13 protein-coding genes are annotated in these 18,455 nt (G+C 74.0%); 4 read left to right on the top strand and 9 right to left on the bottom strand.

Annotated features, from left to right (window positions below; all coding sequences use genetic code 11):
* Positions 1 to 6: 6 nt before the first annotated feature.
* A complete protein-coding gene (gene phoU, locus NQZ70_RS18595; RefSeq protein WP_129575409.1) occupies positions 7 to 732 on the top strand; it encodes a phosphate signaling complex protein PhoU in 726 nt (241 codons plus the stop codon).
* A gap of 54 nt (positions 733 to 786) precedes the next feature.
* Here phoU and NQZ70_RS18590 read toward each other — a convergent pair whose 3' ends face one another.
* The 4 genes from NQZ70_RS18590 to NQZ70_RS18575 form a co-directional block, all read right to left on the bottom strand.
* A complete protein-coding gene (locus NQZ70_RS18590) occupies positions 787 to 1,290 on the bottom strand; it encodes a molybdenum cofactor biosynthesis protein MoaE (RefSeq protein ID WP_129575408.1) in 504 nt (167 codons plus the stop codon).
* A complete protein-coding gene (moaC, locus tag NQZ70_RS18585) occupies positions 1,287 to 1,802 on the bottom strand; it encodes a cyclic pyranopterin monophosphate synthase MoaC (protein WP_129575407.1) in 516 nt (171 codons plus the stop codon). Before moaC ends, NQZ70_RS18590 begins: the two co-directional genes overlap by 4 nt.
* Before the next feature lie 80 nt (positions 1,803 to 1,882).
* Positions 1,883 to 3,001 (bottom strand): GTP 3',8-cyclase MoaA, encoded by a 1,119-nt coding sequence (moaA, locus tag NQZ70_RS18580; RefSeq protein WP_237245413.1) that lies wholly within the window; start codon positions 2,999 to 3,001, stop codon positions 1,883 to 1,885.
* A gap of 19 nt (positions 3,002 to 3,020) precedes the next feature.
* Positions 3,021 to 3,272, bottom strand: a complete 252-nt coding sequence (locus tag NQZ70_RS18575) for a MoaD/ThiS family protein (protein ID WP_063823977.1) — start codon at positions 3,270 to 3,272, stop codon at positions 3,021 to 3,023.
* A 127-nt stretch (positions 3,273 to 3,399) separates the two neighbouring features.
* On the opposite strand from NQZ70_RS18575, the gene NQZ70_RS18570 reads away from it, so the two are divergent.
* Positions 3,400 to 6,942: a serine/threonine-protein kinase gene (locus tag NQZ70_RS18570; protein ID WP_129575406.1), complete on the top strand. Its 3,543-nt coding sequence runs from the start codon at positions 3,400 to 3,402 to the stop codon at positions 6,940 to 6,942.
* 39 nt (positions 6,943 to 6,981) lie between these two features.
* On the opposite strand, the gene NQZ70_RS18565 is transcribed toward NQZ70_RS18570, so the two are convergent.
* Complete coding sequence (locus tag NQZ70_RS18565) at positions 6,982 to 7,674, bottom strand: hypothetical protein (protein WP_129575405.1); 693 nt, start codon at positions 7,672 to 7,674, stop codon at positions 6,982 to 6,984.
* Between the two features lie 311 nt (positions 7,675 to 7,985).
* On the opposite strand from NQZ70_RS18565, the gene NQZ70_RS18560 reads away from it, so the two are divergent.
* The gene (locus NQZ70_RS18560; protein WP_129575404.1) at positions 7,986 to 9,989 is read left to right on the top strand and encodes a PAS domain S-box protein; all 2,004 of its coding nucleotides are present in this window, start codon (positions 7,986 to 7,988) and stop codon (positions 9,987 to 9,989) included.
* 26 nt (positions 9,990 to 10,015) lie between these two features.
* On the opposite strand, the gene NQZ70_RS18555 is transcribed toward NQZ70_RS18560, so the two are convergent.
* The 3 genes from NQZ70_RS18555 to NQZ70_RS18545 all read right to left on the bottom strand — a co-directional run bounded on the left by NQZ70_RS18555 (position 10,016) and on the right by NQZ70_RS18545 (position 15,733).
* Positions 10,016 to 13,588, bottom strand: coding sequence for a serine/threonine-protein kinase (locus NQZ70_RS18555; RefSeq protein WP_129575403.1), 3,573 nt, complete (start codon positions 13,586 to 13,588; stop codon positions 10,016 to 10,018).
* A 198-nt stretch (positions 13,589 to 13,786) separates the two neighbouring features.
* A complete protein-coding gene (locus NQZ70_RS18550) occupies positions 13,787 to 14,638 on the bottom strand; it encodes a fibro-slime domain-containing protein (RefSeq protein WP_129575402.1) in 852 nt (283 codons plus the stop codon).
* Between the two features lie 234 nt (positions 14,639 to 14,872).
* Positions 14,873 to 15,733: a hypothetical protein gene (locus NQZ70_RS18545; protein ID WP_129575401.1), complete on the bottom strand. Its 861-nt coding sequence runs from the start codon at positions 15,731 to 15,733 to the stop codon at positions 14,873 to 14,875.
* Between NQZ70_RS18545 and NQZ70_RS18540 the strand changes: the two genes are divergently transcribed.
* Positions 15,716 to 16,438: a hypothetical protein gene (locus NQZ70_RS18540; RefSeq protein ID WP_129575400.1), complete on the top strand. Its 723-nt coding sequence runs from the start codon at positions 15,716 to 15,718 to the stop codon at positions 16,436 to 16,438. The genes NQZ70_RS18545 and NQZ70_RS18540 overlap by 18 nt on opposite strands.
* Before the next feature lie 39 nt (positions 16,439 to 16,477).
* Here NQZ70_RS18540 and NQZ70_RS18535 read toward each other — a convergent pair whose 3' ends face one another.
* On the bottom strand, positions 16,478 to 18,406 hold the full coding sequence (locus tag NQZ70_RS18535) for a L,D-transpeptidase (RefSeq protein ID WP_129575399.1): 1,929 nt from the start codon (positions 18,404 to 18,406) through the stop codon (positions 16,478 to 16,480).
* Positions 18,407 to 18,455: the final 49 nt, after the last annotated feature.

The following is an 18,455-nucleotide window of genomic DNA, read 5'->3' as shown; positions in this document are numbered from 1 at the left end:
GATTTCATGCCGACGTCGCACACGAGCAAGGTCTACGAGCACGAGCTGCGCACGCTGCGCGAGAAGCTGCTGCTGATGGGCAGCCTGGTCGAGGAGATGATCCAGAAAGGCTCGACGGCGCTCGCGACGCGCGACACGGGCCTCGCCAAGGCGACGATACGGCTCGATCGCCGGATCAACCGCCTGGAGTGCGAGGTCGACGAGCTTTGCATGAGGATCCTCGCGACGCGCCAGCCCGTCGCCTCGGACCTGCGCTTCGTCACGACCGCGCTCAAGATCGTCACCGATCTCGAGCGGATCGGCGACCTCGTGGTGAACGTCTGCGAGCGGGTGCAGGAGCTCAACGAGGAGCCGCCGCTCGCGCCGGCGGCGGAGCTGCAAGGCCTCTCGGACGAGGCGATCGAGGTGGTGCACGAGGCGCTCGACGCGCTGGTCGCCCGCGACTGCGACCGGGCGCAGCGGCTGCTCACGCGCGACGACGTGATCGACGAGCACTACGCCCGCATCTTCCAGGAGGTGCTCCTCATGATGAGCCGCGATCCGAGCACCGTGTACAGGGCCACGCGCATCCAGTCGATCGCGAAGTACCTGGAGCGCATCGCCGATCACGCGATGAACATCGCCGAGTCGGTCGTGTTCCTCGTCAAGGGCACGGACATCCGGCACAACAACCGCCTGCAGGAGAACGACCCGCTCTCCGCCCCGCCGCCGCCCGGGCTGCGCCTGCGCTAGGCGGCGCCCCTCGGCGCGAGCGGAGGGCGCCGCCGTGGCCGTCGCGTGGCTGCGCTAGCCGCCGCCGGCGCCGCCCGGAGGCGCCGCGCCGCCGTGGCCGTGCGCGTGCCCGTGGTGCTCCTCGGGGCCGTGCTCGCCGCCGCAGCGGGCGTCCTCCCAGCCGACCCAGTACGGGCCGTCCGGCCCGTGCTCGCGCTTCCAGATCGGCAGGCGCGCCTTGATGCGGTCGATGAGCAGGCGGCACCCGCGGAACGCCTCGCCCCGGTGCGGCGCGCTCGCGGCGCAGGCCACGGCGACGTCGCCGATCTGGAGCGCGCCCACCCGGTGCGTCGCGGCGACGCGCACGCCGGGGATCTCCGCGGCGATCTCCGCGAGGATCCGCGCGAGCTCGGCCTCGGCCATCGTCCCGTACGCCTCGTACTCCAGCAGCGTGACCGCGCGGCCGTCGTTGACGTCGCGGACCACGCCGAGGAACGTGGCGATGCCGCCCGCGCCAGGATGGGACACGGCGGCGATGAGCTCGTCGAGGCGGAGCGGCTCGGCGCGGATCCGGCTCACGGCGCGCTCCTCTGGAAGTGGCCGGAGCGGCCCCCGCTCTTCTCGAGGAGCTTGATGTCCGAGATCACCATCTCGCGATCGATCCCCTTGAGCATGTCGTAGATCGTCAGGCACGCGGCGCTCACCGCGACCATGGCCTCCATCTCGACCCCGGTGCGATCCAGCGCCTCCGCGGCCGCGGTCACCCGGATCGCCGCGGAGGGCTCGTCCACGTCGAGCTCGACCGCGACGTGGGTGAGCGCGATCCCGTGGCAGAGCGGGATGAGCTCCGGCGTGCGCTTCGCCGCCATGATCCCGGCGATCCGCGCCGCGGCGAGCACGTCGCCCTTCGGCGCGTCGGCGCGCGCGACCCGGGCGATCGTCTCGGGCCGCATCAGGACGGCGCCCGACGCGACCGCGCGGCGGTGCGTGACGGGCTTGCCTTCGACAGGCACCATGCGGGCCTCGCCGCTCGGGGACAGGTGGGTCGAGAGCGCTCCGCCCTCGCCGGATCGATCAGGGGTCTGCGACATCGCTCCGGAATCTGACACGGCAGCCCGCAGGACCGGAAGCCGATCCGTAAGCCAGGGCCCGCGCCGGCCAGCCGCGGGCGTCAGCCGCCGATCGCGCGGATCGACACCGCGGAGGCCGTCTCTTCGGTGCAGCCCTTCCAGACCTTGCCGTCGGGCTTGAGGCGCCACGCCTCGTCCAGGCGCGCCCGGATCGCCGCCGGATCGCCGGCCCTCGCCTCGCGCGAGGCGTCGACGCCGTCGTCCGTGGCGAGGCACGGCCGGAGCACGCCGGTCGACGAGACGCGCAGGCGATCGCAGCTCTCGCAGAACGTGTCGCTCGTGCCCGTGATGAACCCCACGCGGAGCGACGGGTCGCGGCGCGCGCGGACGTACCTCGCCGGCCCCAGGCCGGGATCCGAGATCGCCTCCTCCGGGAGGAGGTGCTCGGCGAGGCGCGCCCTCATCTCGGCCGCGGTGACGAGGTGCTCGCCCACGAGCCGCGCGCCCTCGGCGATCGGCATCACCTCGAGGAAGCGCGGGACCATCCGCCGCTCCCAGGCCCACAGCGCGAGCCGCTCGATCTCGTCGTCGTTCACGCCGCGGAGGACCACCGTGTTCAGCTTGATCGACGAGAAGCCCGCCGCGATCGCGGCGTCGATGCCCTCGAGCACCCGGGCGAGCTCGCCGCCGCGGGTCATCTCGCGGAAGCGCAGGGGGTCGAGGGTGTCGATCGAGACGTTCAGGCGGTGCAGCCCGGCGCCGCGCAGCGGCGCGGCGAGCCGCGCGAGCTGCGAGGCGTTCGTCGTGAGCGCCAGATCCTCGAAGCCGAGCGCGGCGAGGGACGCGACGATCGAGACGATCTCGGGGTGGAGCAGCGGCTCGCCGCCGGTCAGGCGGACCCGCCGGATGCCGGCGTCGCGCAGGGCCTCGAACATGGTGCGCCAGGCCGGCGTCAGCAGCCGGCCGTCGGTGTAGCCGTCGTGGCGCGACGGGCGGCAGTAGGTGCACGCGAAATCGCACCGATCCGTGACCGAGATGCGCACGCTGCGCGGCGCGGGCCCGGCGTGCGCGGAGGGCGCGCCGCGGGCGCCGTCGCGGTACGGGATCACGGCGGCGCGGCGGCCGGCCTCCCCGCCGCCGACAAGCGGCAGCGACCGCCGCCGCTGGGCCGGCGCGTCGCCCCCCACGCGCGCAGAATCGAGGCCGGTCGAAGAAGACATGACGCGTCCCCCGAGGCCCCTAGCCGCCCGCCACCGGTGGGATGAGCGCCACCTCGTCTCCGAAACCTACAGGATCGCTCGGCGTCGCATAAACGCCGTTCACCGCCACCCGGATAGAGCCCTTGTAGGGGATCAGCCCCGGATAGCGCGCGCAGACCCGATCGAGGAGCTCCGCCGCGGTGCAGGGGCCAGGCAGCGGCAACGCCACTTCTCCCGCGCCGAGAACGTCCCTCGCGCCGGCGAAAGCGAGCACGCGAACCGCTGCATCCATGGCCGCAACCTAGCATCGCTCCGCGGAGGCGACACGACGAACTGGGAGCGAGCGACCTCGGGCCGCCTGGGCGAGATCGAGTCTACCGGGCCCGGCCGGCACGGCTATCATCGGACCGCTCACCGCCATGGCCGAAGAAGGGTTCTTACCGGGCACGATCCTGGCCGGTCGTTACCAGGTCCGCCGCGAGCTGGGTCGCGGCGGCATGGGGGTCGTCTATCTGTGCCGCGATCTCGTGCTCGACGAGCGCGTCGCCGTGAAGCTGCTCGACCGGCCGGGCGCGGCCGCGCGCCCCGAGGACGCCTGGTGGTTCCAGGAGGAAGCCCGGGCGCTCGCCGGCCTCTCGCACCCGGCGCTCGTGAAGGCCCGCGACTTCGGGGCGCTCAGCAACGGGACGCCTTACCTCGTGATGGACGCGGTCCCGGGGAGGTCGCTCCACGAGTGGCTCTACCTCGCCCGGCTCGAGGACCCGCTGCCCTGGCCGATCATCTGGAGCGTCATCGACCAGGTCCTCGGCGCGCTGGCCCACGCGCACGCGCGCGGGGTGGTCCACGGGGACCTGAAGCCGTCCAACGTCCTCGTCGACCTCCAGCACGGCGGGGAGCCGCCCCTCGTGCACGTGCTCGACCTCGGGCTCGCGTGGCTCATCCAGGACCGGATCGATCACCGGCTCGACGGCTCCCGCGAGAGCGAGCCGACCGTGCGCTGGGGCGCGGGCACGCCGGGCTGGATGGCGCCGGAGCAGATCCGCTTCGCGGCGCCCCACGTGGGGCCCCCGACGGACCTCTACGCCCTCGGCTGCATCCTCTACGCCCTGCTCGCCGGCGGCGAGGTCTACGACGGCACGAACGAGGAGCTCCTCCAGCAGCACCGGAGCGCGCCGGTCCCGGACCTGCCGCTGCCCCCCGAGGTGCCGAGCGACGTCGCGAAGTTCGCGAAGCGGCTGCTCGCGAAGCGGCCGTGGCACCGCTTCGATTTCGCGGGCGACGCGCGGCGCGTCTGGAAGCGGTTCGAGCCGCGGAGCGACGTGAACGTGACCGCCACGCCGCTGCCGCTCGCGCTGCTGACGACCGGCCGGCTGCCCCCGAGCCGCAAGGAGCTGCTCACCCCCGAGCTGATCGAGCCTCCAGACGACGACCCGCCGCCGTCGGTGACGACCACCGGCCTGCTCGCGCTGCGGCCGAGCCCGTTCGTCGCCCGGACCGGCGAGCGGGCGCGCCTCATGGAGGTCGTCGCCGAGATGGTCGACGCGCCGAAGGCGATGCACCGCTTCGTGCTGCTCGCGGGCGAGGCGGGCGTCGGCAAGAGCCGGCTGGCCGAGTGGCTCTGCGAGGAGGTGCACGAGCGGGCGCTCATGGTGCCGCTCCGCGCGCGCTACCGGCGGATCGCGGCGCCGCTCGACGGCGTCCTCGGCGCGGTGACCCAGCACTACCGGCTGGAGCGGGCCGAGCGCGAGATCGTCGAGAAGGTGCTGATGAACCTCTGGGAGGTGCCGCCCGAGGACGAGGTCGGCAAGACGTGGGTCGCGGCGACCGCCGAATGGATCAAGCCGTCGCCCCCCGGCAGCGAGGCGGTCGGTCCGACGGGGAAGCGCTTCCGCCTGGACCGGCCGGAGCTGCGCTGGCTGATCATCCGCAAGACCCTGGAGCGGATCGGCCGCGATCGGCCGGTGCTGCTCTGGCTCGACGACCTGCACTACGCGTCCTCGACGACGTTCGAGGGGCTCCTCACGCTGCACCGAGACGCGCCGAACCTCGGCCTCTTGGTCGTGGCGACGGTCCGGAGCGAGGCGGTCGAGTGCGATCCGGTCGCGGCGAAGCGGCTGGAGGGGGCGCTCGCGGCCTACGGCGGGGAGCGGCTCGACGTGGCCCCGCTGAACCCCGCGCAGACGCACGCGCTGCTCCGGGAGACGCTGCCGCTCGACGACGCGGCGGCCGAGGCGGCGACGGCCCGCAGCAAGGGCAACCCGCTGTTCGCGCTGCAGCTCTTGCACGCGTGGGCGGGCGGCGGCCACCTCCAGCTCCGCGCGGGCAAGTACTTCGTGCCGAAGGCGTCGATGGCCGTGCAGGCGGCGACCACGGCCGACCTGTGGGAGGAGCGGCTCGCGGCGCTGCCCGAGGAGCTCCGGACCGGCGCGCGCGCCGCCGCCGCGCTCGGCGGCGACATCCGGCGCGAGATCCTGCGCGCGCTGCTCGCGTCGCTCGACATCGCCGCGGACCGCGCGATCGCGGCCATGCAGCGCGCCCAGATCCTCCTCGCCGTGGGCGATCGCCTCCGCTGGCCGCACGCGCTGCTCCAGGAGCACCTCCTCTCGCAGCTGTTCCTCGAGCCCGACGCGGCCCGCGTCTTCCGCGCCGCCGCCGACGCGCTCGGCGCGCACCCGTTCGCGTCGAGCCGCCGCATCCTCCGGCACCGGGTGGTGAGCCTGCTGCGCGCCGGCGACACCGACGAGGCGGCCGCGCTCATGCACGCGCACGTGGCGGCGCACTGGCAGAGCTCGCGCGACATCGCCGCGACGCTGCGCGATCTCGCCGTGCTCGACGGCAAGCTGCCCGGGGGGAGCGACTCGCGCCCGGGCCTCCGGGGCGCGGAGACGCGGCCCGTGCTGACCGGGACGCGGCTCGGGACGCAGCTGCGCTTCCGGGCCGAGGCGCTGCGGCTGGCGGGGCGGCTCGACGAGGCGCGGCGCGACGCGGAGGACGCGCGTCGCATCTTCGAGCACGCCGGCGACCGGGAGAACCAGGCGCACTGCCTGCGCCTGCTCGGGCACATCGCGTCGGACGTCGGCGCGGAGGCGCAGGGCCGGCGGCTCGTGGCGCGCGCGCACGCGATCTTCGACGAGATCGGCCACCGCCATGGGCAGGCGCAGTGCGAGGTGCTGCTCGGGGAGATCGACTACCAGCTCGGGGAGCACGCGCGGGCGCGGGCGGTGCTCGCGTCGGGGGAGGCGCGGTTCCTGGAGGTCGGCGATCGGCTCGGGAGGGCGCAGTGCCTGCTGCTCCAGAGCATGGTCGAGCAGGCCGGGGCGCTCTCCGAGGCGGCGCGGTCGCTGCTCACGACCGCGCGTGCCGACTTCGACGCGATCGGCTACCGGCTCGGGCTCGCGCAGTGCGACCTCACGCTCTCGCACGTGGATCACCGCCTCGGCGACTTCGAGGCCGCGCGCGCGGGCGCGCTCGCGGCGCGGCAGAGCTTCCGCGATCTCGCGAACCCGCGCGGCGAGGCGGGGTGCGAGCGGCTGCTCTCGATGGTCGCGCTCGACGCGGGCGCGCCCGAGCTCGCGGAGGAGCACGCGCTCGCGGCCGGCCGGCTCTACGAGACGCTGGCGGACCCGTGGGGGCTGGTCGAGGCGCGGCTCCTGTTCGCGCAGATCGCGCTCCACCGTGGGGACGCGGAGCAGGCGCGCGAGCACCTCGTCGCGTGCGAGGCGGTGGCGCTCGCGGAGGCGGAGCCGCGGCAGCACCGGCACCTGACGCTGGCGTGGCTCGCGTACCACGAGGGGCGGTTCCACGAGGCGGCGCGGGAGCTCGACGCGGCGCGGGCGTCGTTCAAGGACAGCCGGACCGGGGACCACACGCCGCAGCTCCTGGAGCGGTTCGCGCGGATGGGGTGGCCCAAGCCGGCGGGGACGCGGATCAGCGGGTGGATGCGGACGCTCGCGCTTGCCTGACGCGCGCGTGGGCCCCCGGCGCGTGCCCCCGCCTTGGAACTAAAGCGGGAGCCAGAAATCCGGGCCGAAGAGGCGACGCGCGGCCTCGATCGTGCGCAGGGCGCGCGGGAGGTCGAGCTTCGCCTGGTGCTCGGCCAGCTGCACCACGTACGGGATCCAGAGCGGCCGGCACACGACGAGCGCCGCGAAGTGGAACTCCGCCTCGTCGGTCTGGCCGAGATCCACCGCGACCCGCGCGAGGATCGTGTGCACCGGGACCGGCGACCCGAGCGGCGCGATCGCCGTCGCGCAGCGACGCACGCTCTCCGCCGCCTCCTCGCTGGGATGCCGCCGGAACTCCTGGAACGCCTCCTCGAGCTCGTGCTCGTCGCTCACCTGCTCCGGCAAGTGCTCCGCGACGAGCCGCTTCCAGTGCTCGACGAACGGCAGATCCGCGAGCGCGCTCGACCTGTCGGCGTGAGCGAGGAGCAGATCGGCCTCCTTCCAGTCGCCCGCCTCGCGCGCGAACTCGAGCCCGGAGACGACCCGGGCCTCCTCATGCAGCCCAGGCTCCTTCGTCATGAGCCAGCGCTGCCAGTAGAGCGCGCCGCGGAACGCCACGCGCGCCAGCGGCTCCTTGCCCTCGGCGCGCTGCGCGAGCGCCGCATCCATGAGCGCGCTCTTGTGCCGCCGCACGTCGTCGACCTCGAGGCTCGCCGGCCAGGCGCAGAGCCCGCACGCCTCGGAGATCATCGCGCCCACCTCGCGCCGCACGAGCACCGCCCGCCCGCGGGTCGCGCTGAAGGAAACCTCCCCGACACAGAGCAACGCTACCACGACGCGCGCGGCACGCGAGAGGTCGTCGGCGGCAAGTGGCAGGCAGACAACACGCGCGGAGCGAGCGGGCTCATGGTTCTCGATCTCCACCGAGGCTTCCTGCACAATGAGCGTTGGCGGCAGCGACGGAGGGGGGGCGCAGGCGGCCGCTCGAGGTGCTGATTGGCGATCGAGCTCGAGAGGACAACCCGGCGCGACGGCGCTCCCAGCGCCAGGCGGCGCCGACGATGAGCCATCCTGATCTTTACCGCGCCGCGTTCGAGGCGGCCGAGGACGCGCTCCTCCTCCTCGAGAGCGGGCGCGTGATCGACGCCAACCCGAGCGCGGTGCGGCTGCTCGCCGGGCCCGACGAGGGCCTGCTCGGGCGCGAGCTCACCGGGCTCTCGCCGCTCCTGCAGCCCGACGGACAGGCCTCCGCGGCGGGCCTGAAGCAGCGGATCGAGGCGGCGAGCCGCGGCGAGCCGCAGCGGTTTCGATGGCTCTACCGGCGGCCGAACGGGGGCTTCATCCAGGCCGACACGCAGCTCGCGAAGCTCGCGTTCGCGGGCGGCTCGGGGCCGATCCTGCGCGCGGTGGTGCGCGAGGAGGACAAGGAGCAACGCCGCCTCTACGCGCTCGCCGTCGACATGCTCGGCATCGCGACGCTCGACGGGCGCTTCAAGGAGCTCAGCCCCTCGTGGGAGCGGACGCTCGGGTTCAGCCGCCAGGAGCTGATGGCCGAGCCGTACGTCGAGTTCATCCACCCCGAAGACAAGGCGCGCACCCTCTCGGAGACCGATACGTTCTCCACCGGCGCGCAGACGCTCACCTACGAGAACCGCTTCCGCTGCAAGGACGGCTCGTTCCGGTGGCTCGAGTGGAACGCGATGCTCGCGCTCGACGAGGGGCTCGTCTACTTCGTCGTCCGCGACGTCACGCGGCGCAAGACCGCCGAGATGGCGCTCCGCGAGTCCGAAGAGAAGCTGCGGGCGCTCTACGAGGGCATCCCGCACTACCTGATCGTCGTCGACAGGGACGCGCGGATCGTCTCCGTGAACCAGCAGCAGGCGGGGATCCAACAGGAGAGCATCCTCGGCCGGAGCCTCTACGATTTCACGCCGCCGGAGTACCACGCGACCGTGCGGGAGGCGCTCGAGACCGTGCTCCAGACCGGCGGCCGGGCCCACTACGAGGTGGTCGGCCTCGGGGTGGACGGCGGGCGGGCGTGGTACGCGAACCACGTCAGCCCGATCCGGGGCGCCGACGGGGTCACGAACGTGCTCATCGTGGCGGAGAACATCACCGAGCGCCGGCGCGCCGAGGAGCAGCGCCGGGAGAGCGAGGCGCGGTTCCACGCGGCCGTCGAGGCCAGCATGGACGCGTTCCTCACGATGACGTCCCACCGCGACGGGAGCGACGAGATCGCCGACCTCGTGATCACGGGCCTCAACGCGCGCGCCGCGGCGATGCTGTCGATGCAGCGCGAAGAGCTCCTCGGCCAGCGCCTCTCGGAGCTCGAGCACTCGGCCGAGGCGGGCGTCCTCCTCGACAAGTGCCTGCGCGTCATCCGGAAGGGGGCGCCGCTCGAGGAGGAGATCCGCTTGCCCGCGCCCCCCGCCCAGCCGTCGCGCCCGCGCGTCTGGGTGCACCACCAGATCGTGCCGATCCGGGACGGCGTGGCCGTGACGATGCGGGACACCACCGATCGCAAGCGGCTCGAAGACCAGCTGCGCCAGTCGATCGAGCGCCTCGAGGCGTACGCCGAGGAGCTGGAGGGCAAGAACCGGATGCTCGCCGAGGAGAACGCCGACCGCGAGCGGACCGCGAGCGTCCTGCGGCAGCAGCAGGAGGCGATCCGCGCGCTGTCGACGCCGATCATCCAGGCGTGGGAGGGCGTCCTCGTCCTGCCGATCATCGGCGCGCTCGACAGCGGCCGGGCCACGCAGATCATGGAGAAGCTGCTCGGGGAGATCGTCCGCACGCAAGCCCACTTCGCCGTGCTCGACCTGACCGGCGTGGAGGACGTGGACGGACCGACGGTCGACCACCTGCTCCAGGTGGCCCGGGCCGCGAGCCTGCTCGGCAGCCGCTGCCTCGTCTCGGGCATCTCCCCCGGCGTCGCGCAGGCGATCGTCGAGCTCGGCAGCGACGCGCGGACCTTCGAGACGTTCGGGGAGCTGGAGGACGCCCTGCGCCACGCGCTGCGCGTCTCCGGCGCGCGCCCGCCGAGGCTGCGGCGCAAGGCGCGCTAGCCCCGCGCAGAACCTGCAACGCGCGCCTAGGCTTCCTCGGCCGCGAGCTCGTCGCACAGCTCGCGGGCCCGCGCCGCGTAGCGCGCCGCCGCGGCGCCCTCGCCGATCGCCGCGGCGAGCGCCGCGGCGCGGTCGTACGCCGCCGCGGCCGCCCGCAGATCGCCGCCCCGATCGTAGTGGTGCGCGAGCAGGGCCGCGCCGTCGTCGCCCGGCGCGCGGTGCTCGAGCCAGTCCGCGACGAGCAGGTGGATCCGCCGCCGGACCTTGAGGCTCAGCATCTCGTACGCGACCTCGCACGTGGCCAGCTCGGTGAACACGTACTCGCGCTCGCCGGGGAACGACGCGGGGGAGCGGAGCCGGATCAGCTGGCGATCGCACAGGCGCGCGAGCAGCTCGGCGGTGGACGCGCCTGCGCCGTGCCGCACCGAGAACGGCGGATCGAGATCCTGGAGCTCGGCCAGGATGCGCTCGCTCGACATGGGCGAGCGCGCCTGCGGGGCGTCGTTCCTGAGCCGCTCGACCGCGCCCTCCCAGAAGGTCCGGCCGACGACGGCCGCCTGGACGAGGACCCCGCGCGCGTCGGCGTCGAGGCGGTCGAGGCGCGCCTGGACGGCGCCGTGCACCGACGGCGGCAGGCTCAGCGCGCCGAGCGCGCCCTCGTGGACGCGCCACGCGCCCTCCTGCGCCTCGATCGCGCCGGCGTCCACGAGGAGCTGGAGCATCTCCTCCACGGTGCGCGGGTTGCCCTCGGCGCGCTCGGCGAGCGCGCGCACGAGCTCCGGGTCGAGCTCGGGCGCGCCGCGGAGCCGATCCCGGATCATCTCCTCCGCGTGCCGCCGCGCGAGCGGGAGCGCGTCGACGCGGACGTAGGCCTCCTTCGCGATGCCCCAGTCCGGGCGGCGCTCGTAGAGCTCGGGGCGCGCGGCGCACACCACGCAGAGCGGCAGCCCCTCGGCGTGCGCCACGAGCTCCTCGATGAGATCGAGCGTGGCGTCATCGGCCCACTGGAGGTCGTCGCACACGATCAGGATCGGCGTCCGCTCGAGCGCGAAGGTGACGAGCTGCGCGAGCGCGGCGGCGATCCGGCGCTTCGCCAGCACGCTGCCGCGCGCCGCCGCCTCGAGGAGCCCCGCGGGCGCCGGCCGCGCGCCCAGGATGGCCGCCAGCCGGGCGAGGATGTCCTCGACGTCGCTCGCGCCGCTCGACGTCGCCAGCGACGGGGACGGATCGAGCTCGTCGTCGTCCTCGTACCGCACCGCGCCGGCCGTCCTGCGCGCGTTCACGGTCGAGCTGACCGGCCCGCGCAGGGGGACCGCCGACGCGCGCGTCACGATGGGCGACGCGCCCCCGAGCGCGGCCCTCGCCCCCGCGCCGGCGGCCTCCCGCTCGGCGCGGGCGCGGGCGCGGGCGGCGCGCAGGCGGAGCCAGCGCAGGCCCAGGCGCAGCTTGCGCAGGATGACCTGGGCCGGATCGGCCTCGTGGATCCCGAACCAGCGGCGGAGCAGCGCGCCGGCCAGCCCGTAGCTCGCCTCGCGCGCGAGCGCCGAGCACTGCGCCGAGAGGACGAACGGCGCGTCCGGCGGCGCGGGCGCGGCGCCGCGCCCGGACGAGGGCGCGCCGGACGCCGGCCCGCCGTCGAGGCCCGCGGAGAGCTCGGCGAGCACCCGCGTGCGGCCCACGCCGGGCGCGCCGACCAGCGTGACGAGGCGCGGCCGCCGCTCGTGGAAGGCGGTCTCGACGAGATCGCGCAGGCGCTGCATCTCCGCGCCGCGCCCGACGAGGCGCGTCGCCAGCCCGTGGAAGTCGGGCGGCGCGAGCCCGCGGCTCGGCGGAGCCTCGCCGAGCACGCGGTAGATCGGCATCGCCGCGCCGCGCGCGGCGGGCTCCGCCGGCGCCGCGCGGGCCGCGCTCGCCTCGATCGGCTCGACGCGGAAGCGCCCGAGGACGAGGCGGTGGGTGTCGCGGCCGATCACGATCGCGCCGCGCGGCGCGAGCTGCTGCAGGCGCGCGGCGCCGTCCACCGCGTCGCCGATGACGGCGAGATCCTGGCGCGCCGAGCTCCCGGCGCCGACGAACACCCGCCCCGTCGAGATCCCGATCCGCACCGAGAGGCGGACCGCCCGCGCCGCGCGCGGCAGCGCGAGGCGCGGGATCGCGGCCTGCGCGGCGAGCGCCGCGACGATCGCCCGCTCGGCGTCGCAGTCGGTCGCGCGGGGCGCGCCGAAGACGGCCATGACGCGCCCGCCGATGGGCCGCTCGACGATCCCGTGCATCTGCTCGACGTGCTCCGCGAGCGCCTGGTAGCAGCGATCGACGACGTCCTTGACGTCCTCGGGATCGAGCCTCGACGAGAGCGCGGTCGCCTCGGACAGATCGGCGAACAGGACGGTGCAGATCCGGTGCTCGCCGCCCTCGAACGGGACGACGCCGCGGCCCCTCGGCGCGCTCCTCTCGGGGCCCACGCTCCCGCGGCCCCCGCTGCTCTCCGGGGGCCGACGCTGCGGCCGCGACGGCGGCGGCAGCGACGGCGGCGGGACCGAGAGCGCGGGCGGCGGCGGCAGCGGCGGCAGGTGGAGGGCGGCGAAGTCGAGCAGCCCGTCGTCGTCGACGGGGTCGGCGGCGTCGGCGCCGCCCGGGCCGAACGCGGGCGCGCGCAGGGTGTCGCGCGCCACGACGACGACGCTGGAGCGCTGGGCGGCCTCGAGGGCGGACCACATCTCGCCGAGGCTGCGGAACCGCTGCGAGGGGTTGATCGCGAGCGCGCGGCCGAGGACCGCCTCGACGTCGGGGCTCGCGCTCACGCCGCGAGCGCGGAAGCTCGGCCGGATCGACTCGTCGCTCGAGGCGACGAAGAGCTGGATGACGTCGCTGCCGGAGAGGGCGGGCTGGCCGCTGGCGACCTCGATGAGGATGAGGGCCATCGCATAGACGTCGGTCCACGGCCCGGTGGCGCCGAACCGCGGGCTGAACTGCTCCGGCGCGCCGTACTGCGGCGTGAAGGCGCGGAACGTTCGTCCGGTCTGGACGAGCGCCTCGGCGAACGTCGGCGTCTCGGAGAAGACCTTGGCGAGGCCGAAGTCGAGGACCTTCATGCGGTCGCCGAGCAGGAACAGGTTGGCCGGCTTGACGTCGCGGTGGGACACGTTCTCGTCGTGGGCGACGGCGAGCGCGGAGGCGACCGGCGCGAGGAGCTTGATCGCCTCGGCGAGGCTCCGCGGCGGCGCGTTCTCGGCGCGGCGGCGCCGGAGGTCCTGCTCCAGCGTCTCGCCCTCCAGCCACTCCATGACGATGTACGGCGTCCAGGGGCCGTTCGGCGCGGCCGCAGCGCCGATGTCGAGCGCCTGGACGATGCCCATGGTGCGGCGCGAGAGCTGGTGGAGCAGGCGCGCCTCTTCGCGGAACTTGGCGAGGAAGGCGTCCTGCTGCTCAGCGCTCAGGCCCGTCGGGATCTTGAGGCATTTGACGGCGACCGGCGCGTCGAAGCCGAGGTGCCGGGCCCGGTAGACGACGCCGAACGCTCCCTCGCCCGCCAGCGCCTCGACAGCGAACTGACCGTCGATGATCGACCCCACCCAGCCGAACGGGTCGCTGGCCTGCATCGTTGCCTAGGCTACCTGCTGCGCCGAACCACGAGCAAGGTGGCAACGGCGGCTGCTCCAGGGGGGGAACGGGGGGCGGTCGGCGCGAGCCGCTGGGCGGGATACGGCGCGGGCGGGGCGGTGAGCCGAGGAACGCGGACGGTGGGAAATGAAGGGCGCTGTGGGCTGAGGTCGCGCCGGGTCAGTGGACGACCGAGCTCAGTTGATGACCGGGGTAAAGCAACCGATGGACGTGTCGATGCGGAAGTTCGACTCGGTCGTGCGGCGCTCGGCGAAGAAGAAGTCGAGCGCGTACGTGTTGCCCGGCGTGATGCCGAGGTCCTGCGCGCGCGCGTCGAGGTCGATCGTCGCGCTCTCCGGCTTGTGAATACCGCCCAGATCGATCGCGAGACGGCCGTTGATGAAGGTGAAGAGGTCGTCGTCGCCCGAGAAGGTGAACACCTCGCCACCCTTGTATTCGAACGTGGTGTGGAGCTCGAGCGTGAAGTGATAGTTGTGGCGCCGGTCCTCGTTGCCAAACCCCATGTCGTCGATCGGGAAGAAGTCGGCATCGTCGTACGTGGACGTGCCGTTCCCGTTGTCCACGAGCGAGATGGATATCTGGATGGCGGTGTTCACGTCGGGCACGTCGCGGAACCACTGATCGAAGGCCTCCTTGCCGGTCGTGGTCAACGTGCCCTCGCTGCCGCCCGCATAGACCGGCTTGCCGTCCGCGCCGAGCTGAGCCTCCACGATGCCCCGGTCCTCCCCGGGCCGGGCCTCGAAATCCGGGTGCGTATCCTTGAAGTCGCGCACGATCGCGATGAGCTCGCTGCCGCAGGCGTCGCCGCCCGCGCTCGGGTCACCGCCCGAGCTCGCGCTACCCCCGATGTCGCCGAAGGGGTCCTGCCCGATGTCGCCGCCGCTCGCCGTCCCGTCGCCGCCGCTCGCCGTCCCGTCGCCGCCCGAGGCAGCGTCACCAGCGTCGCCGATCCCCCCTCCACACGCGGTCGCCGCCACGAGGGCCACGCACGCCGATACTGCCACCACCATCCGCCGATAAGCCATCATGTCTTGCCCCTTTTCCCAGCCGCCGGAAGCCATCGAATCCGCATGGAACGACGTCGGAGACACCGCGTCGCCAGCTTCCGCCCCTGTGCGCGGGGGTGGGTGGAACGGGTCAAATTTTTATTCAACAAAATGACCGGCGTTCCCGGCCGCAAAAATACAGCTGCCTCGTCCATCCCTGGTGAGCTGCTCGTCGGAGGCTCCTGCGCTGGATCGCCGAGCGCCCTCGGCGCCTGCTCATCGCGCAGGAACGCCGAAGAAGTAGTACCCCTTGCCCCACAGCGGGAAGTCGTAGGTGCCGTACTCCCACGCGAACGCGTTCCCGAGCGGGGCGACCATCTCGCGCAGCTCGGCCTCGGTGTAGACGCGGAGCGTGCTCACCACGCCGTCCCACACGCTGGCCGCGGCGGCGATCGGCGTCGCCCACGTGAACCACGCCTTGGCGGCCCGGGAGCGGCGCGCGAGCAGCGGGTTCGCGGCGAGCGCGGCGACGCCGACGGGGACCATCGGCAAGAAGCCGAGCGGGTTCCGCTCGAAGCCCTCGGACAGGAAGATGCCGGACGAGCCGCGCACCGCGTCCGCCAGGATCGCCCGCGCGAGCTCGGGAGAGAAGTGGTGGAAGGCGTTGATCATGAGCCGCGCGCGGCCCTCGGCGAGCGCCCGCGGGATGCGCGTCGCGTCCACCGGCGAGGGCTCGAAGGCGACGTACGACGGGTGCCGCGCGGCCGCCGCCGCCCACGCCTCCGGCTGCGGCAGGAGGTCGGTGAGCACGAAGCGCGGCGGCGCCGCGCCCGCGCGGAGGAGCTCGTCGATGAGCACCTCCGACGGCCCGGCCGCGCCCGCGCCGAGCTCGATGACCTCGGTCGCCCCCGAGGCGGCGAGGAAGCGCCGGAACGGCGCGATCAGGCCGCGCAGCATGCCGCCCCATCGGATCGTCCGGCTCAGCGACTCGATGATGAGCTCGCGCAGCGGACCGGGAGACCACGACGAATCGTTCCACTCGAAGAGCGACAGACGAGGCAGGGCGCGCGGCATCGGTTCACCGTCGACCGCCGGGGGCCGCGGCGCCATCCTGAACGCATGAACTTCCTGCTTCATCGCCACCTCGCCGCGCGCGACCTCGGCTCGGTCGCGGCCGGTGCCGGCGCGATGCTCCCCGACCTCTGGCGCATGGCCGACCGGCGCGTGAAGCCCGCCCGCGCGCCCGAGCGCCCCGCCGCCCCGCCGCCCCGCCTCGCCGAGGTGCTGGCCGGCATCGATCACCACGTCGCCGTCGACCGCTGGTTCCACGCCGCCCCCGTCTTCGTGGAGGGGGAGCGCCGCCTCGCCGAGGCGCTGCGCGGCGCCGCGCTCGGCGCGCCGCGGCTCGCGCTGTTCGCCCACGTGCTCTGGGAGATGTGCCTCGACGGCGCGCTCGTGCGTCGCATCGGCCTCGCCCCCCTCCTCGACGACCTCCGCGCCGGCCTCGCCTCCATCGACGGCCCCCCGACCGAGGCCGCCGCGTGCATCCACCATTTCGAGCGGCGCGCCCCCTCCCCCGCCGTCGCCCTCGCCGATCGCCCCGCCTTCGAGGCGCGCCTCCGGCGCATCTGCGACGAGCTCGCCCGCGGCCCCTGGATCGCCGGCTACCAGGACGGCGCCGGCCTAGCGTTCATGCTCTCGCGCGTGCGCTCTCGCTTCGGCATGCCCCCGTTCACGCCGGAGCAGCACGACCGCCTCGCCCCGCTCCTCGACGGCCTCGCCGGCGTCGCCGACGCGTCGCTCGACGACATCCTCCGCACGGCTCCCCCCTGCGCCCACTGAAGTTCCCCTCTCCCCTCCCCTCGAGACGGCGACCGCCGATCATTCATGAATGATGATCGTCGTCCCGTCGCCCAGCTCCTCGCCGGTGTTGATGGCGTGCCAGCCGGGGGGCACGGGGGGGTCGGTCCACAGGAACACGCGGTGGGCGTCGATGGGCGCCAGGTTGATGCAGCCGTGGCTGCGCGGCGTGCCGAAGACGTCGTGCCAGTACGCGGCGTGGAGCGCGTAGCCGCTCGCGAAGTACTGGATGTACGGCACGTCCTTGAGGGCGTACGTCCCCTCGCCGCGGCGCCGCGTGACGCCGTACTCCCCGTCGCCCTTGCGGGGGACCGCCTTCTGGCCCGCCGCGGGCTTCTCCGCCGCGCTCGCGCCCGGCTTCTTCTTCGAGCGCTCCTTCGACGAGCCGCCCTTGTCCGGCTTCGCGCCCCGCGAGGCCGAGGGCGCCTCCGCGGTCGTCTCCGGGCGGCCGCCGACGCTCGACGACTCGTTCGAGTCCATCGTCGCCGTGATGTGCTTGTTCCGGATGCGGAAGATGCCGCGCACCGTGGCGGTCGTGGTCTTTGGATCGGCCACCCCCGCCTGGCCGGTCGAGACCAGCGTGGCATAGACAGGGCGCTTGCCCTCCCAGAGGACGAGCGTCTGGTGCGTGATCGAGACCTCGATCCACTTCTCGCCCTTCTCGGCGACCTGGGGCCACGCGGAAGGGGCGACCGCGAGCCCCACGTCGAGCTGGCTCACGTACCGCTGGTCCTTCGTGCGGTAGTACTTCACCCCCTCGAGCCGGCGCATCCTGCCGGTCAACGGGATGACCTCGCGGAACGGGAGCTCCTTGCCCGGCGTCGCCTTGTCCCCCTCGATCTCGACGTCGCGCGCGCTCCGCGCCCGGACGAACGCGAGCGGCAGCGTGAGCTCGTCGTTCAGCTCGACGCCGTGCCACGGCGAGCCCGTGTCCGGCTTGATCTTCGTCGCGGGCGCGAGCCGGAGATCGGTCGTGATCGCGAACCGCCGGTTCAACGACTCCGGCCCGGTCGGGAACGATCCGATCAGCGACAGGCCGGTGAAGCGGCGCGCCCGATCAGCGAAGACCGCGTAGTCCGGGACCTTGAAGTCGCTGATGTTGCGGATGCGGCGCTTGCCGCCCTCCAGCCAGAACGGGATCGGGTCGTTCTCCCCCTCCCCGCCCAGCAGGGCTCCCTCGCCGAGCTCGAGCGAGTTCTTCCCGAGGCCGAGCTCGCCGATCCGCTTGCCCGGCAGCGGCACGCCGCGCGCGTCGATCGGCACGTCGTTCGCGCCGAGGGCCACCCGCTGCACGGTCGCCTTGTTCTCCTCGAACCACGCGAGGTGCTCGTCGAGCTTGAACTCCGACTTCCGCTGCTCCTCGGCCGTGGGCACGCGCAGGTAGAGCGGCAGCACGGCGCGGACGAAGGCATACCGGTACGGGAGCGCGCTCCGCAGGTTCGGCCCGGGGCCGGCGGCCTTGAGGATGGGGTCGTCGAGATCGAGCGTCGCGTCCTCGCCGACGCACAGGAAGCCGCGGGGCTCGATCGCGTACCACCCGCCCGGGCAGCCGGCCGTGCCGGCGGGCTCCGCGGCGCGCGGCACCCTCGAGCCGACGCGCAGGTAGCCGAGCTTCTTCGAGGTGTCGCGCGGCTCTTTGTAAACGGTCGCGACGAACGCGGTGACCCCGAGCAGCGGCTTGTCGCTCGGCGGCCACGCGGCGGCCGGCACCGGCTCCGCCGCGGGCGCCGCCTCCGCAGCGGCGGCCGCCTCGGCAGCGCCCGCGTCGCCGGCCAGGAGGGCCCCGGCGTCCGCCGGCGCGTCCGCGGGCTTCTTGCACGCGCCCGCGCCGCACGCGGCCGCCGAGAGCGCCGCGAGGCGCGCGAGACGAAGGACGAGGCGCGCCGCGCGCGTCGAGCGAGTCGAGCGCGGCGCGCGGCGAGGCTTCCCTGAAGACAGCAGGCCGCCCATGCGGGCCTACTTGCCAAAAACGGCGCGCGACGAAAAGCCCAAAACACCC

The sequence above is a fragment of the Sorangium sp. So ce836 genome (genome assembly GCF_028553905.1).
Taxonomy (GTDB): Bacteria; Myxococcota_A; Polyangia; order Polyangiales; family Polyangiaceae; genus Sorangium; species Sorangium cellulosum_D.
Note: the sequence above shows the minus strand (reverse complement) of the source record. Positions and strands in the feature narration are given on the sequence as shown.

Coding starts and splice junctions, on each gene's coding strand:
- phoU (WP_129575409.1), top strand. CDS start 7: ATGCCGACGTCGCACACGAGCAAGGTCTACGAGCACGAGCTGCGCACG.
- moaC (WP_129575407.1), bottom strand. CDS start 1,802: ATGTCGCAGACCCCTGATCGATCCGGCGAGGGCGGAGCGCTCTCGACC.
- moaA (WP_237245413.1), bottom strand. CDS start 3,001: ATGTCTTCTTCGACCGGCCTCGATTCTGCGCGCGTGGGGGGCGACGCG.
- NQZ70_RS18575 (WP_063823977.1), bottom strand. CDS start 3,272: ATGGATGCAGCGGTTCGCGTGCTCGCTTTCGCCGGCGCGAGGGACGTT.
- NQZ70_RS18570 (WP_129575406.1), top strand. CDS start 3,400: ATGGCCGAAGAAGGGTTCTTACCGGGCACGATCCTGGCCGGTCGTTAC.
- NQZ70_RS18565 (WP_129575405.1), bottom strand. CDS start 7,674: ATGATCTCCGAGGCGTGCGGGCTCTGCGCCTGGCCGGCGAGCCTCGAG.
- NQZ70_RS18560 (WP_129575404.1), top strand. CDS start 7,986: ATGAGCCATCCTGATCTTTACCGCGCCGCGTTCGAGGCGGCCGAGGAC.
- NQZ70_RS18555 (WP_129575403.1), bottom strand. CDS start 13,588: ATGCAGGCCAGCGACCCGTTCGGCTGGGTGGGGTCGATCATCGACGGT.
- NQZ70_RS18550 (WP_129575402.1), bottom strand. CDS start 14,638: ATGATGGCTTATCGGCGGATGGTGGTGGCAGTATCGGCGTGCGTGGCC.
- NQZ70_RS18540 (WP_129575400.1), top strand. CDS start 15,716: ATGAACTTCCTGCTTCATCGCCACCTCGCCGCGCGCGACCTCGGCTCG.
- NQZ70_RS18545 (WP_129575401.1), bottom strand. CDS start 15,733: ATGAAGCAGGAAGTTCATGCGTTCAGGATGGCGCCGCGGCCCCCGGCG.
- NQZ70_RS18535 (WP_129575399.1), bottom strand. CDS start 18,406: ATGGGCGGCCTGCTGTCTTCAGGGAAGCCTCGCCGCGCGCCGCGCTCG.